Origin of the sequence: Sphingomonas sp. ERG5 (assembly GCF_000803065.1) — a bacterium.
Taxonomy (GTDB): Bacteria; Pseudomonadota; Alphaproteobacteria; order Sphingomonadales; family Sphingomonadaceae; genus Sphingomonas.
In genome coordinates this window covers 34,941-49,393 of the sequence record NZ_JSXI01000036.1, presented here as the reverse complement: position 1 = coordinate 49,393, position 14,453 = coordinate 34,941, and the positions used below count along the sequence as shown (strand labels likewise).

Below are 14,453 nucleotides of genomic sequence, written 5' to 3'. Positions count from 1 at the left end.
ATCCCGCCACGCGATCCCGCCGCGCCCCATGGCAAAAAACATTGTGAGGGTGCGGCGGGCTGGGCTAAGGGTAGCCGCGATGCGTATCTCAATGTCCCGTCCGCTAGCGCTTGCGCTCATCGCCGCGCTGGCGCTTCCGATTGCCGGTTGCGCCCGCAACCGCGGCAAGAACGACGTCCCCTATGTCGCGCGCGACGTCGGCACGCTGTATTCGGCCGCGAAGAAGCGGCTCGACCAGGGCCGCTACAAGGAAGCCGCGGCGTTGTTCGACGAAGTCGAGCGCCAGCATCCTTATTCGGTATGGGCACGCCGCGCGCAGTTGATGAGCTCGTTCAGCAACTATCTGAGCAAGGATTACACCAGCTCGATCCAGTCGTCGCAGCGCTTCCTGTCGGTCCATCCCGGCAACCGCGACGCTCCCTATGCCTATTACCTGATCGCGCTCGGTTATTACGAACAGATCAGCGACGTCACCCGCGATCAGAAGATCACGCAGCAAGCGCTCGATTCGCTCGGCGAACTGACCCGTCGCTATCCCAATACGCGCTACGCATCCGATGCGCGGCTCAAGATCGATCTGGTCCGCGACCATCTTGCCGGCAAGGAAATGGAAATCGGGCGCTTCTACGAATCGCGTGGCCAATGGCTCGGCGCGACGCTGCGCTTCCGCAAGGTGATCGACGATTATCAGACGACGACGCACACGCCCGAGGCGCTGATGCGGCTGACCGAAACCTATCTCGCGCTCGGCGTGCCCGATGAAGCGAAGAAATCCGCCGCGGTGCTTGGTGCGAACTATCCCGGCACCGACTGGTATAAGCGCGCCTACAAGCTGATCGACGATCACCCTGCGGTCGCGATGACGCCGGTCGAAAAGGGCCAGCAGATCATTCCAGATGGCACGGCGGGCGCGAAGCCAACCCTGCCCGGCTCCAACGCGGTTGCGCCGAAGGACGAAAAGGCCCCGGCCTCGTCCAACAGCAGCCCGAGCGGCAACTGACGCGGCGGCGTCGGTGCCGCAACCGGCCGCCAAAAGAACAATTCCAGAACACCGTGATTTCCGTTAAGGGCGGCGTGGAACCATGCTGACCGCGCTTTCCATCCGTGACGTCGTGCTGATCGAGGCACTCGACCTGGAGTTTCACGGCGGGCTCGGCGTGCTCACCGGGGAAACCGGCGCGGGCAAATCGATCCTGCTCGACGCGCTTGGCCTCACGCTCGGCGCGCGCGGCGATACCGCGCTGGTACGGCACGGTACGGCGCAGGCGGTGGTCACGGCGAGCTTCGACACCCCGCATCGCGACGGCCCGATTGCGGCGCTGCTGAGCGAGAACGGCCTCGACATCGATCCCGGGGAGCCGCTGATCGTGCGTCGCATCGTCAAGGCCGATGGTGGCAGCCGCGCCTTCATCAACGACCAGCCCGCCTCCGCCGGCCTGTTGCGCGAAGTGGGCGCATATCTGGTCGAGATTCACGGACAGCATGATGATCGCGGCCTGCTTGCGCCAGCCGGCCACCGTGCGCTGCTCGATGCATTCGGCCGGATCGATACCGGCCCGGCAACCCGGGCGCACCGCGTCTGGCGCGCGGCCGAGACGGCACTGGCAACGGCGCGCGACGAACTCGACGTACAGGCGCGTGATCGCGAATGGCTCGAGCATGCCGTCACCGAACTGACCGCCTTCGCTCCCGAAGCCGGCGAAGAGGAAGTCCTCGCCACTCGCCGTGCCGGGATGCAGCGCGGCGAGAAGATCGCCGGCGACTTGCAGGCGATCGCCGATCTGCTCGAAGGATCCGATGGCGGCCTGGCCCGCTTGCGCCAGGCGGCTCGGATCCTCGAACGCGTCGGCGAGGATCATGAAGCGCTGGGCGAAGCGCTCGCGGCGATCGACCGCGCGATCATCGAAAGCGCCGAGGCGCAGGAGAAGGTCGATGAAGCGGCCGCCGCGCTGGCATTCGACCCGGCGCGACTGGAAGAGGACGAGACGCGCCTGTTCGACTTGCGGGCACTGGCGCGCAAGCACCGGGTGCAGCCTGACGACCTTGCCGCGCTGAGCGAGGAACTGGCGGCCAAGCTGGAGCGGATCGAAAGCGGCGGCGCGGGAATCGCCGCACTGGAACGGGCGCTGGCCGAAGCGGCGAAGACTTATGACGCCGAAGCGGGGACGCTTACCGTGCGGCGCACCGAGGCGGCGGCGCGGCTCGACGCCGCGGTGAAGAGCGAACTCGCGCCGCTGAAGCTCGATGCCGCGCGCTTCCGTACCGCGATCGCGCCACTGGCCGCCGACAGCTGGGGCGCGGCAGGCAAGGATCGGGTCGAATTCGAAATTTCCACCAACCCCGGCGCGCCATTCGCCGCGCTGACCAAGATCGCCAGCGGCGGCGAGCTGTCGCGCTTCATCCTCGCGCTGAAGGTCGCACTGGCCGAGGAAGGCGGTGCGGCAACGATGATCTTCGACGAAATCGATCGCGGCGTCGGCGGCGCGGTTGCGAGCGCGATCGGCGAGCGGCTCGCGCGGCTGGCGGGCAATACTCAACTGCTTGTCGTCACGCATAGCCCGCAGGTCGCGGCGCGCGGCGGCCATCATCTGCTGATCGCCAAGAGCCATGACGGCATCGTCACCCGTACCGGCGTCCGGTCGCTCGATGATACGCAGCGCCGCGAAGAGATCGCGCGCATGCTCTCTGGTTCAACCATCACCGATGAAGCGCGGGCGCAGGCGGAGCGATTGCTGGAAACAGCGTAAACCCTGGCGCGCCGAAGGGGCGCGCCAAGGCTTTCATTGGGGTCATCAGAAGCGGAACGATCCGCCCAGCGACAATCGGTTCTGGCGCAGATTTTTGTCGAAATTGGTCCGGTTATACTCGCCGCGCAGCGAGAAGGACGAACTCAGCGCAAGCTCCACGCCGGCGCCATAGGTCCAGCCGCCATCGGTCTGCTTGTACACGCCGTTGCCGGTGGTCTGGCCGGTGATTTCTTCCTTGCTGCGCATCCAGCGATAGCCGCCACGCCCATAGATCAGCAAATTCTTCACTGGCATGACACCCGCGCGCGCGGTGAGGTCATAAGTGAGACCGGGGCGGAAACGGTATGTGCCGCCCGCAAGCGAGCGCTGCTTGAACGAGCGTCCACCCGTACCGATTCCGGCTTCCGCGCCGACCAGAAAATTGGAACCAAGCGCCGCATCATAGCCGACGGCGCCACGGAGTTTGGCGAGGCCCGCCTTGTGCTCGAAGGGCTTCGATGCCGGGGCGCCGTCCTGACGGACCTTGGTGTCGTTGCGGCCGATTTCGACGGTGGCGTGCGTGCCGGCAAAGGGCGACGGCTCGCCCTGCGTCCGCGACGCACCCTGTGCGGAACGGTCCTGCGCTTGCGCGGCGATCGGCAGTGCAAGGGCCGCAACTACCAGGAGCGGAAAAGTCTTCTTCATCATGTATCTCCCTGATGACAATGCAGCCGAAACAGGTGCCGGCCGATGGGCAGGGATATCGATGGCGACTGTGGAGATTGGATCAGTATCGTGTGGAGATCATGTGGAGCGGCCCGCCCCGGGGCAGCCGCATGGTGAAGACCGTGCCGCCGCCATCATGGCTTTCCAGAGTCGCGCTCCCGCCATGGGCTTCGACGATGACGCGCACGATGGCAAGGCCAAGGCCAGTGCCACCGCTATGGCGCGCGCGCGATCCTTCGGCGCGCCAGAAGCGGTCAAAGGCGAGCTCGCTGGTGCCGGGCGGCAGACCCGGCCCATGGTCGACAATCTCCAGCACCACGTCGTCGTCCTCGATCCTGGTATGGATGCGCAGCACGCCACTCTGCGCGGCATAGCGTTGGGCATTGTTCAGCACCGCACTGATCGCCTGGCGCAGCCGGGCGCCATCGGCGACCACCATCGTGGAAACCATATCGAGGACAGGATCGAGGCCCGCCGCCTCCAGGTCCGGCCTGACCACGGCCAGGACATGTTCGACCTGCTCGGACAGGTCGATCGTCACCAGGTCGAGCAACATGCGATCGGATTTGGCCAGATTGAGCGTCTGCAGGTCATCGATCAGGCGACCAAGCCCTTCGACCTGAAAGAGCAGGCCACGCATTTCTTCCGGCCCGCCGGGAAAAACTCCATCCTCTATACCATGCAGGCGGCCACGCAGGATGGTCAGCGGCGTCCGCAATTCATGCGCCACGGCAGCGGTGCTTTCGGCCAGTTCGCGCTCCGCCCGTTGCAGCGACCGGGACATCGCATTGAAATCGGACGCGAGCTGGAACTCTTCGCGGGATGCCCATTTCGGCGCGGATGCCTGGGCCGACAGGTCGCCTTCCGCGACGCGTCGGGCGGCATGGGCGACATTGTTGAGACCGCGACCAAGGCGTCCCAGCAGGACATATCCGAGTGCGAAGCCTGCGGTCGCAGCAAGCAGCGTGAAGAGTGCAAGCGCGGTATTGATTCGTTCGTCGACCAGGTCTTCCATACCCCGGGTTTCCCGAAGATAGGCCGCAAGATCCTCGGTTCGCGGCAAGCGGCTCGCCTCCGACGCCTTGAGCGCACGCGCCGCCGCCGGCGAGAGTGTCTGCTCGATACGTCGCTCTTCTATTGAGACGAAGATGGTCATCGTCACCACGAACAGAACGGCATTCATCAGCACGGCGCCCGCCAGGACGGTCGCAATCTGACGCGACAGCGGCCAGCGTCGCCAACGTCTGCCGCGGATCGGGGACTCGGTCATGCTGCCATCAGCCTGTATCCCACGCCCCGCACGACCACGCACAATCCGGACGCGCCGGCCTGATCGAGTTTGCGGCGAAGATTGCTGACATGGCTATCGACGGTGCGCTCCAGCGCGTTGCTTTCGGGAAGACACGCGTCGACCAGGTCCCCCCGGGTGAAGACACGCCGGGGCGCGCGGGCAAGATGCGCGAGCAGCCGATACTCCGTCAAGGTGAGGTCCAGGACGATGCGGTCGCCGTCCTTTGCGACCGACGCCCGGTAATTCTCGGTATCCACCTCAAGCACGTCGACGCGTAACAGGGGCTGCCCGAAATCCTCTCCCCGCGTTCGGCGCAGCACCGCCTTGACTCGTGCCACGACTTCCATCGGATTGAACGGCTTCACCACATAATCATCCGCCCCGATACGCAGGGCCGACAATTTGTCGAGATCCTCCGCTCGTGCGGTCGTCATGATCACCGGCGTGTTTTCCCGGCCGCGAATCTCGGTGAGAACCGAGAAACCGTCACGCCGCGGCAATCCGATATCGAGCAGCACCAGGTCGGGCCGCAGCGTCTTGAGGTGAGTCAGCGCGATCTCGCCATCGGCGGCGCAAACGGTACGGAAGCCATCGCGCTCCAGATAGGATTGCAGGATCCGCGCGATTTCGGGTTCGTCCTCGACGATCAGAATCAACGCGTTTTCCACGGTCTGCCAAGCTCCTTCGATACTCATGCAGCTTAATGCCGCCCGACAATATTTTCACAGAAATGTGGAGATCGCGTGGAGCGCGCGACCATTGCGCCGGTGACGCCGTGACAATCCCGTTTCCGGCACCAGGACTGCGCCGCTATCGGTCCGCGGAGATGACATGCCCGATCCCGTGCAATGCTTGAATCGCCGCCGACAGCGGCTGCGGGGAAGCCCGGCGAGAGATATGTTACACCCGAATGTAACATATCTCGTTTCGCCACCGTCTTGGCGGACAGTGATAATATCGTTGTATATCAAATATTAAGAAGAATAATCGCGGATGACGCGCGCAGCGTTTTTGTCTAGAAGGGCATCGTCACGGACACCATGATCCGCTTGTCGATCAGTCCGTCGGGGCGACCGACCGAGGTGGAATAGATATTGCCGTGCGCCTGACCGATGTCGAAATCCACGCCCGGGCCGTCGATCGGCGGCTTCATGCCGGCCGGAAGCGGAATCGGCTTGAGACGAAACTGATCGTCATGACGCTTGTCGCACACCATGATTTCGTCCGACTCCGGTGATACCTCGCACGGCCGCCGCACCCGAAGCGGCATATCGACTCGCGTGCCACGAATCTGTGCGCCTTGAGTCGGCGGGCTTTCGGGGGAACTCGCCACCTGCAACAACAGCATCAGGGGAACCATCATCGGACACCGTCTCCGGATCGTACGACATAACGGTATTACGCGGCGATAAGGCGATAATAGGGCCTGAGCTAAACGATGCGACAATTCCGCAAAACCATGCTATAAGTCTTTTATCGCGCGACATTGCCCACAAGCATCGCACGACTGAGAGACCTTCGCGCTCCCGCTTGTTTTAAGCTTCGGAGCTACAGTTGGACCTCGATACGCCGCTTGGCTCCAAACTATTTCGCACCGTCTTCGACCAATCGGCCGACTGACGCGATACGCCTTCGAAATGCACCGGCCGGGGCCGGACGGTGCTTTCGGTTTTTCTTCCCGGCTCCGTCTACCCAAGGAAATATCTATGCCGATCGGCACCGTAAAATTCTTCAACGCCGACAAGGGCTATGGCTTCATCGCGCCTGAAGGCGGCGGGAACGACGCCTTTGTCCATATCAGTGCCGTTGAAGCAGCCGGCATGCGCACGCTCGATAAGGAGCAGCGCGTTTCGTACGAGCTCGAGCAGGATCGTCGCGGCAAGATGTCCGCTGTGAACCTCGCTTCTGCGTGATTGACACGCGGGCGCCGGATTCGTCCGGCGCCCGCGCGCTTTCACCCGGAACCCGAGGAGACATCCCACGAATACCACCGCACTGTTCTATCGCGATCGCGCTCGTCAGGCTGAGGCCGACGCCGATTCCGCGACCCTCGACAATGTCCGCTCGCGCTGGCTCCGCGCCGCAAAGGCATGGGACGAAATGGCGACCCGCGCCGAAAAGACCGCCGAACGCCGCTCCGTCAACGAAGAAGCCAAGGCGCTGATCGGCGAAGACGACGATTAGCGTCTCCAGCCAGCCATCCCGTTAAACCGTTCGTTTCGAGCGTAGTCGAGAAACACGTCCCAAACGCCAAGGCCGGTTTCTCGACTACGCTCGAAACGAACGGGGTCGGGGCGTTCGGCTCCCAGCCATGTCCCGAACCAATCCCGGTTTGACTCCCTGGTTTGACTCCCCGATTTGACTCAAAGCCGCTTGATTGCCCCCCGGCCCCTCCGGTAGCGCTGGCGCATGACCGCGCCCCGACCCGCCGACTTGCCCGAAACCGACGACGAAGCCGCTGCCGAACTGGCCCGGCTCGCCGCCGAGATCGCGCATCACAATGCACTCTATCACACCGACGACGCGCCCGAGATTTCGGATGCCGACTATGACGCGCTGGTGCGCCGCAACGGCGCGATCGAAACAGCCTTCCCGCATCTGGTCCGCATCGATTCGCCGAGTGTTCAGGTCGGCGCCGCGCCCGCGAGCCACCTTGCCAAGGTCGCGCATGCCCGGCCGATGATGAGCCTGGAGAACGGCTTTGCCGATGAGGACATTGTCGAGTTCGTCGCCCGCGTCCGCCGCTTCCTGCTGCTGCCGGAGGGTGAGCCCGTCGCGCTGACCGCCGAACCGAAGATCGACGGCCTGTCCTGCTCGCTGCGGTACGAGAACCGCCTTCTGGTCCGCGCGCTGACTCGTGGCGATGGCCAGGTCGGTGAGGATGTGACCGAGAATGTCCGCACGATCGATGACATTCCGAAGCGGCTCCCCGCCGCCGCGCCCGATCTCTTCGAAGTGCGCGGCGAGGTCTATATGGACAAGGCTGCTTTCGCCGCCCTCAACGCGCGGCTGCTCGCCGAGGCCGAGGCGGCAGGCGACGCATCGAAGGCGCGCCAGTTCGCCAACCCGCGCAACGCCGCCGCCGGATCGCTGCGGCAAAAGGATCCGGGCGTCACCGCGTCGCGGCCGCTGCGCTTCCTTGCCCATGGCTGGGGTGAAACCAGCGCCGTACCGGGCGAGACCCAGACCGAGGTGGTCGCGGCGATCCGCAGCTGGAACATCCCGGTCGCCGCTGCCTTTACCCGGGTCGAATCGGTCGACGATGCGCTGACTGTCTATCGCGGTATCGAAGCGGGCCGGGCTGACATGCCGTTCGATATCGACGGTGTGGTCTACAAGGTCGACCGGCTCGACTGGCAGGCCCGGCTCGGCGCGGTGGCGCGCGCGCCACGCTGGGCGATCGCGCATAAATTCCCCGCCGAGCGCGCACAGACATTGCTCGAGCGGATCGATATCCAGGTTGGCCGCACCGGCAAGCTCACGCCGGTCGCGCGGCTGACGCCGGTGACGGTCGGCGGCGTGGTGGTGACCAATGCGACCTTGCACAATGCCGACGAGATCGCGCGGCTGAACGTCTGGCCGGGCGACCGCGTCGTGCTGCAGCGCGCGGGCGATGTCATTCCGCAGATCGTCGAAAATCTGTCGCGCGACGAAACGCGCGGCCCCTGGCCCTTCCCGAGCGTCTGCCCCGAATGCCAGTCCGACGCGGTGCGCGAGGAAGGCGAAGTCGATATCCGCTGCACCGGCGGGCTGATCTGCCCGGCGCAGCGGATCGAACGGCTGCGCCATTTCGTCGGCCGCGCCGCACTCGATATCGAAGGCCTTGGTCTGAAGCAGATCGAGGATTTCTTCCATGACGGGCTGATCCACAGCCCCGCCGACATCTTCCGCCTGACCGAGGAGCAATTGCTCGCGCGCAAGAAGGACGGCCGTGTCTGGGCGACCAATCTGCTCGCCGCGATCGAGGCCAAGCGCACCCCCGATCCGGCGCGGTTCCTGTTCGGGCTCGGCATCCGCCATATCGGCGCGGTCACCGCGCGCGACCTGGTCAAGGCGTTCGGCACGGTCGAACGCATCGCCGAGGTCGCGCAGGATCCGGAGGCAAAGGCCGAACTCGAATCGGTCGAGGGCGTCGGCCCGGTGGTCGCCGAAGCGCTGGTCGATTTCTTCGCCGAGGAGCATAATCGCGAAGCCTGGGCCGACCTGCTCTCCGAAGTCTCACCCGCCGCTTATGTCTCCAATGTCCGCGAATCGCAGGTCAGCGGCAAGACCCTGGTGTTCACCGGTAGCCTCGAAACCATCAGCCGCGACGAAGCCAAGGCCCAGGCCGAAGCGCTTGGCGCGCGGGTCGCGGGATCGGTATCGGCCAAGACCGACCTGGTGATCGCCGGGCCGGGCGCCGGATCGAAGCTCAAAAAGGCTGCAGAACTGGGGATTCGAGTCGTAGATGAAGCCGCATGGGCGGAGATTGTCATCGCCGCGCAATAAGTTCATCATGGATTCATGTGATGCTTTTTTGCAACGCACCATGATTGAGTCGAACGGGGTCTAGCGTAAGTGCCCCGATGTCATCTATCCGAAATAATCAAGTCGCATGGGGCCAGCAACGGCGAGATACGCCGCAGTCTCAGCGACTTCGCGCTAAAAGGGGAATACCATTGCGACATCAGCTATTTATTGGCGCGGCCGTGGCCGCGCTCATCGTGCCAATGGCCGTGCAGGCACAGCAGATCACCTCGGGAATCGAAGGCATTGTCACCGATGACGCCGGCGCGCCGCTGTCGGGCGCACAGGTAACGATCACCGATACGCGCACCGGTGCCGCGCGCACCGTCACCACCGGCACGTCGGGCACCTTCACCACCACCGGCCTGGTCACCGGCGGACCCTACACGGTATCGGCCTCGGCCAATGGCTTCGAAGGCCAGACCGTTCAGGACATCATCACCACGCTGCAGGGCAACACCAACCTGACCCTGGCGCTGGCATCGGGTTCGGGCGACATCGTCGTCACCGCATCGCGCGCCAAGGTAACGCAGCTCGCCGTCGGCCCGGGCCGCTCGTTCGGTGCCGAAGTGCTGGCCAACGCGCCAAGCTTCAACCGCGACGTCCGCGACATCATCCGCCTCGATCCGCGCGTCAGCCTCGACCGTGACGACACCGGCTCGGGCCAGGACCGCATTTCGTGCCTGGGCGGCAACGACCGCGGCAACACCTTCACCGTCGACGGCATTCCGCAGAGCGACATTTACGGCCTTAACGACACCGGCTTCTCGTCGCGCAGCTCAACCCCGCTGCCTTATGACGCGGTCCGTGAAACGCAGGTCCAGTTCGCACCGTTCGATGTCGATTATGGCCAGTTCACCGGCTGCGCGATCAACGTCGTGACCAAGTCGGGCACCAACAAGATCCAGGGCGGGGGCTTCTTCGAATATTCGAATGCGAACCTGCGCGGCAAGGACATTGCCGGCAAGCCGGTAGCGCCAGTCAAGCCGGAGAAGCGCTGGGGCGTCTCACTCGGCGGCCCGATCATCAAGGACCGGCTGTTCATCTATGGCGCCTATGAGCATCAGGAAGCCGGCCAGTCCCAGGACGACGGCCCGACCGGCGCCGGCTATGCCAATCAGCAGACCGGCATCTCTGCGGCACAGTTCAACGAGATTCGCGATGTCCTGAAGAACCAGTACGGCATCGAGACCGGCGATCTGGTGCACAACCGCGACTATACCAACGACCGCTATTTTGTCCGCGCCGACTTGCAGATCAGCGACAAGCATCGCCTGGAAGTAACCTATCAGCGCCTTGAAGAAGCGACGGTCAAGCCCGACGACCTGTTTACCGGCAACTCGCCTCAAGCAGTGGGTAGGAATACCTTCTATAATAGCGGCACCATCTCGAATTATTATTCGGGCCGCCTCTATTCGCAATGGTCGGATAATTTCTCGACCGAATTGCGCTATGCACGTTCGGAAATCACCGATCGCCAGGATCCGATCGGCGGTGGCGAGGCCCAGTCGGGCAAGCCGATCCCACGCATCATCGTCGGCATCGACAATGCGACGGGCATCGACGGCGCCGTGCTTGCGGGCCCGGGAACGTCACGCTCGGCCAACGACCTGCGCACCAAGGTCGAACAGTACCGTGCGGTCGCCAAGGTCTCGATCGGCGACCATAATCTCAAGATCGGCGCCGAACTGAACCGTGCCGATCTGTTCAACCTGTTCGTGCAGAACGCAACCGGCACGCTGGCTTTCCGGAATGTTGCCGACCTGCGCGCGGGCCTATTGTCGCCGGGTGTTCGGCCGGCGGGCGCTAACCCGCCGTGCACGAGCGCAACGGCCACTGCGACCCCGGTCAACCTCGTCAATGGCTGCACCTTCGGTGCGTTCGGCAACTTCTCGCAGGACGGCAATATCAACAGCGCCGCGGCGAAGTTCACCCGCAGCATTTATTCGATCTATGCCCAGGACGACTGGCGCGTGAACGATTCGCTGAAGGTCACTGCCGGCGTCCGTGCCGATTGGTATGACGGCGGCCATCCGGATTATAATCCGGTCTTCGCGCGTCGCTACGGCATCGCCAACAACAGCAGCTTCAGCAATGTCGACCCGGTAATCCTGCCCCGCGCCGCGGTTACCTATGACTTTGGCGACACCGGCCCGTTCGGCCGCGCCCAGTTGCGCGCCGGTGTCGGCATCTTCTCCGGCGGCGATCCGCTGGTCTGGTTCGGCAATGTGTTCCAGAACGACGGCAGCGGCTTCGGGCTGGGCACCAGCCAAGCAGCAGCCTGCGGGACCGGTCAGATCAGCGTGCTGAACGGCGGCAAGTTCACAGGCGTGCCGTCGTGCATCGCCGCCAGCGGCCAGGCGCAAGCCGCGGCCAGCCAGGGCAGCACTCAGTCGATCGATCCCAACATCAAGATGCCGACCGTATTCCGTGCGAACCTGGGCTTCCAGGCCGAGCTGAATCCGGGTTCGAGCTTCTTCAACAGCTGGAACCTCGGCCTCGACTATATCTACAGCAAATACCGGAATCCGTTCACGCTGGTCGACCTCGCTCAGGCAATCAATGTCAGCGGCACCAAGGGCAAGAACGGCTTTACGGTCGATGGACGCCCAGTCTATTCATCGGTCGACCTGCTCCTTCCGGGCTGCACCGCGCAGTTGACCAATCCAGGCGCGCCGCCGGTCTTTACCGGTCTTACTGCGGCGTGCTTCAACAACAGCACCCGCGGCGCCGATCTGATGCTGACCAACTCGAAGGGCTATCGCAGCCATATCGCATCGGTGCTGCTGTCGAAGGACTTCAAGGGCGGTGTGATCACACCGGGCGGTTCGACCTATATTTCGTTCGGCTATGCCTATACCAACTCGCATGACCGCCGGAGCATGTACAACTCGACCGCGGGTTCGAACTACGGCCAGACCGCCGCGTTCGACCGTCAGAATCCGGACGAATCGACCGGCTTCTTCCAGAGCCGCCACAACATCACCTTCGCGGCGAATTTCCGGAACGAGTTCTTCTCGGATCTCGGCACGTCGTTGGGTCTGACGTTCGTTGCACGGTCAGGACGTCCATACAGCCTGACCTTCACCGGCAACAACGTGTTCAACGCCACCACTGGCGGCCTGACCACCAACGACAACGCGCTGGTCTACATCCCGACCGGCCTGAACGACCCGAACATCTCGCCGACCTCGAACGCAGATGCGGTCAACCAGCTGGTCGGTTTTGCCAAGAGCCTGGATTGCGCCAAGGATTTCATCGGCAAATCGGTAACGCGCAACAGCTGCACCAACGACTGGTATTTCGACCTGGATCTGTCCTTCTCGCAGGAACTGCCCGGACCGGGCCGCTTCTTCGGTCGTGACGACAAGATCCGCCTCTATGCAACGGTCGACAACTTCCTGAACCTGCTCGACAGCAGCTGGAACGTCCAAAATCGCCGCAACTTCTTCGGCGTTCAGGATATTGCCGGCGGTGGTGTCGACGCTCAGGGCCGGTACATCATCACGAGCTTCACCGGAAATACATTCAAGGCCGACAACCAGGTCAACGTCTCCTCGTCGGTTTGGCGTCTGAAGGTCGGTGTCAGCTACAACTTCTGATCCCGATATCAGGACAACAAAAGAGCCGCCGTACCTTCGGGTACGGCGGCTTTTTTCATGCCCGGCGCTGTTTGCACATGCTCTACCGCATCAACACCAGTTCTTCCGCCATCGACGGATGCAGCGCCACGGTCTGGTCGAACGCGTCCTTGGTCAGGCCCGCTTTCACCGCCACCGCCGCCGCCTGCAGGATTTCCGGCGCATCCGGCCCGATCATGTGCAGGCCGAGCACTTTCCCCGTCTCGCTGTCGCACACCATCTTGTAGAGCGCGCGTTCGTTGCGCCCGGCGAGGACATTCTTCATCGGCCGGAAATCGGACGTATAGACCTTGCACGAGCCGAGCTTGTTCTTCGCCTGGCTCTCGGTCATGCCAACGCCCGCCATGGGCGGGTGGCTGAACACCGCGGACGGGATGCAATCATAATCAACCCGGGTCGGCTTGTTGCCGAAGATCGTGTCGGCGAACGCCTGCCCCTCGCGGATCGCGACCGGGGTCAGCTGCACGCGGTTGGTGACGTCACCAACCGCGTAGATGCTCGGGCAGGTCGAACGGTTGTCCGCATCGACCTTGATCGCGCCCTTCTCGTCGATCTCCACGCCCGCGCTGTCCAGGCCGAGCCCCGCGGTATTGGGATCGCGCCCGGTGGCGAACATCACCGCGTCGACCGTGACTGGTTCATGGTTCGACATGCTGACCGTCAGGCAGCCATTCTTTTCCTTCTTGATGCCCTGGAACGCGGCGTGGAAGCGGAACTCGATCCCCTTCATCATCGAAATCTGCAGCAACCGGTCGCGGATCGATTCATCATAGCCGCGCAGGATCACATCGGTGCGATTGATCAACGTGACGTGCGCGCCGAGCTGATGGAAGATGCCGGCGAATTCATTGGCGATATAGCCCGCGCCAGCGATCAGGATGCGCTTCGGCACGGCATCGAGATGGAACGCCTCGTTCGAGGTGATGCCATGCTCATGCCCCGGACAATCGGGCACCGACGGCGTCGCGCCGGTCGCGACGAGGATGATCTTCGCGGTGACCTCACGCCCGCTTGCCAGCTTCAGGCTGTTGGGCCCGGTGATCACCGCGCGCTCGGCAATGATCTCAACACCGTGATTTTCCAGCGTCGCGGTATAGGCGCCGTTGATCCGGTCGACTTCCTCCAGCACATTGTCGCGCAGCACCGTCCAGTCGAAATCGCATTCCGGCACGTTCCAGCCAAAGCGGCGCGCATCGGCGAGATCCTCGGCGAAATGCGCGCCATAGATCAGCAGCTTCTTGGGCACGCAGCCGCGAATGACGCAGGTGCCGCCAACGCGATATTCCTCCGCCACCGCGACCCTCGCACCATGCGCGGCGGACACCCGTGCCGCGCGCACGCCGCCCGAGCCTGCGCCAATGACGAACAGGTCATAATCATATTTGGTGGTCGGCATTATCTTCAATCTCCGTCACCCCGATTCCGGGGAAATCGCTTCCCCGGCGAAGGCCGGGGTCCAGTAGAGGCACAGCTGAATTGATCGCTGCGCGTCGTTACTTCTGACATCATGACTAGGCCAGCATCGGGTTGAACATACCCCGCATGTTCAAGGATCGTCCGGGG

The 14,453-nt window shown here is 63.6% G+C and carries 10 protein-coding genes; 5 read left to right on the top strand and 5 right to left on the bottom strand.

Annotated features, from left to right (window positions below; all coding sequences use genetic code 11):
- Positions 1–79: 79 nt before the first annotated feature.
- A complete protein-coding gene (locus OO12_RS13815; protein ID WP_034159293.1) occupies positions 80–1,000 on the top strand; it encodes an outer membrane protein assembly factor BamD in 921 nt (306 codons plus the stop codon).
- Positions 1,001–1,082: 82 nt separating this feature from the next.
- A complete protein-coding gene (recN, locus tag OO12_RS13810) occupies positions 1,083–2,747 on the top strand; it encodes a DNA repair protein RecN (protein ID WP_034159292.1) in 1,665 nt (554 codons plus the stop codon).
- Between the two features lie 45 nt (positions 2,748–2,792).
- On the opposite strand, the gene OO12_RS13805 is transcribed toward recN, so the two are convergent.
- From OO12_RS13805 to OO12_RS13790, 4 genes are all read right to left on the bottom strand, one after another.
- Positions 2,793–3,431: an outer membrane protein gene (locus OO12_RS13805; RefSeq protein WP_160296813.1), complete on the bottom strand. Its 639-nt coding sequence runs from the start codon at positions 3,429–3,431 to the stop codon at positions 2,793–2,795.
- An 82-nt stretch (positions 3,432–3,513) separates the two neighbouring features.
- A complete protein-coding gene (locus OO12_RS13800) occupies positions 3,514–4,722 on the bottom strand; it encodes an ATP-binding protein (RefSeq protein WP_052215875.1) in 1,209 nt (402 codons plus the stop codon).
- Positions 4,719–5,411 carry a response regulator gene (locus OO12_RS13795; protein WP_235364790.1) on the bottom strand — a complete coding sequence of 231 codons (693 nt, stop codon included), beginning with the start codon at positions 5,409–5,411 and terminating at the stop codon, positions 4,719–4,721. Before OO12_RS13795 ends, OO12_RS13800 begins: the two co-directional genes overlap by 4 nt.
- 347 nt (positions 5,412–5,758) lie before the next feature.
- Positions 5,759–6,106: a hypothetical protein gene (locus tag OO12_RS13790; RefSeq protein ID WP_034159289.1), complete on the bottom strand. Its 348-nt coding sequence runs from the start codon at positions 6,104–6,106 to the stop codon at positions 5,759–5,761.
- A gap of 343 nt (positions 6,107–6,449) precedes the next feature.
- Here OO12_RS13790 and OO12_RS13785 point away from each other — a divergent pair, with 343 nt between their 5' ends.
- From OO12_RS13785 to OO12_RS13775, 3 genes are all read left to right on the top strand, one after another.
- Complete coding sequence (locus tag OO12_RS13785; protein WP_034159288.1) at positions 6,450–6,656, top strand: cold-shock protein; 207 nt, start codon at positions 6,450–6,452, stop codon at positions 6,654–6,656.
- Between the two features lie 496 nt (positions 6,657–7,152).
- A complete protein-coding gene (gene ligA, locus OO12_RS13780; protein ID WP_034159287.1) occupies positions 7,153–9,231 on the top strand; it encodes an NAD-dependent DNA ligase LigA in 2,079 nt (692 codons plus the stop codon).
- A 200-nt stretch (positions 9,232–9,431) separates the two neighbouring features.
- Positions 9,432–12,851 carry a TonB-dependent receptor gene (locus tag OO12_RS13775; protein ID WP_235364789.1) on the top strand — a complete coding sequence of 1,140 codons (3,420 nt, stop codon included), beginning with the start codon at positions 9,432–9,434 and terminating at the stop codon, positions 12,849–12,851.
- Positions 12,852–12,933: 82 nt separating this feature from the next.
- Here the strand turns inward: OO12_RS13775 and gorA are convergent, their stop codons facing one another.
- Positions 12,934–14,286 (bottom strand): glutathione-disulfide reductase, encoded by a 1,353-nt coding sequence (gorA, locus tag OO12_RS13770; protein ID WP_034159286.1) that lies wholly within the window; start codon positions 14,284–14,286, stop codon positions 12,934–12,936.
- Positions 14,287–14,453 lie beyond the last annotated feature (167 nt).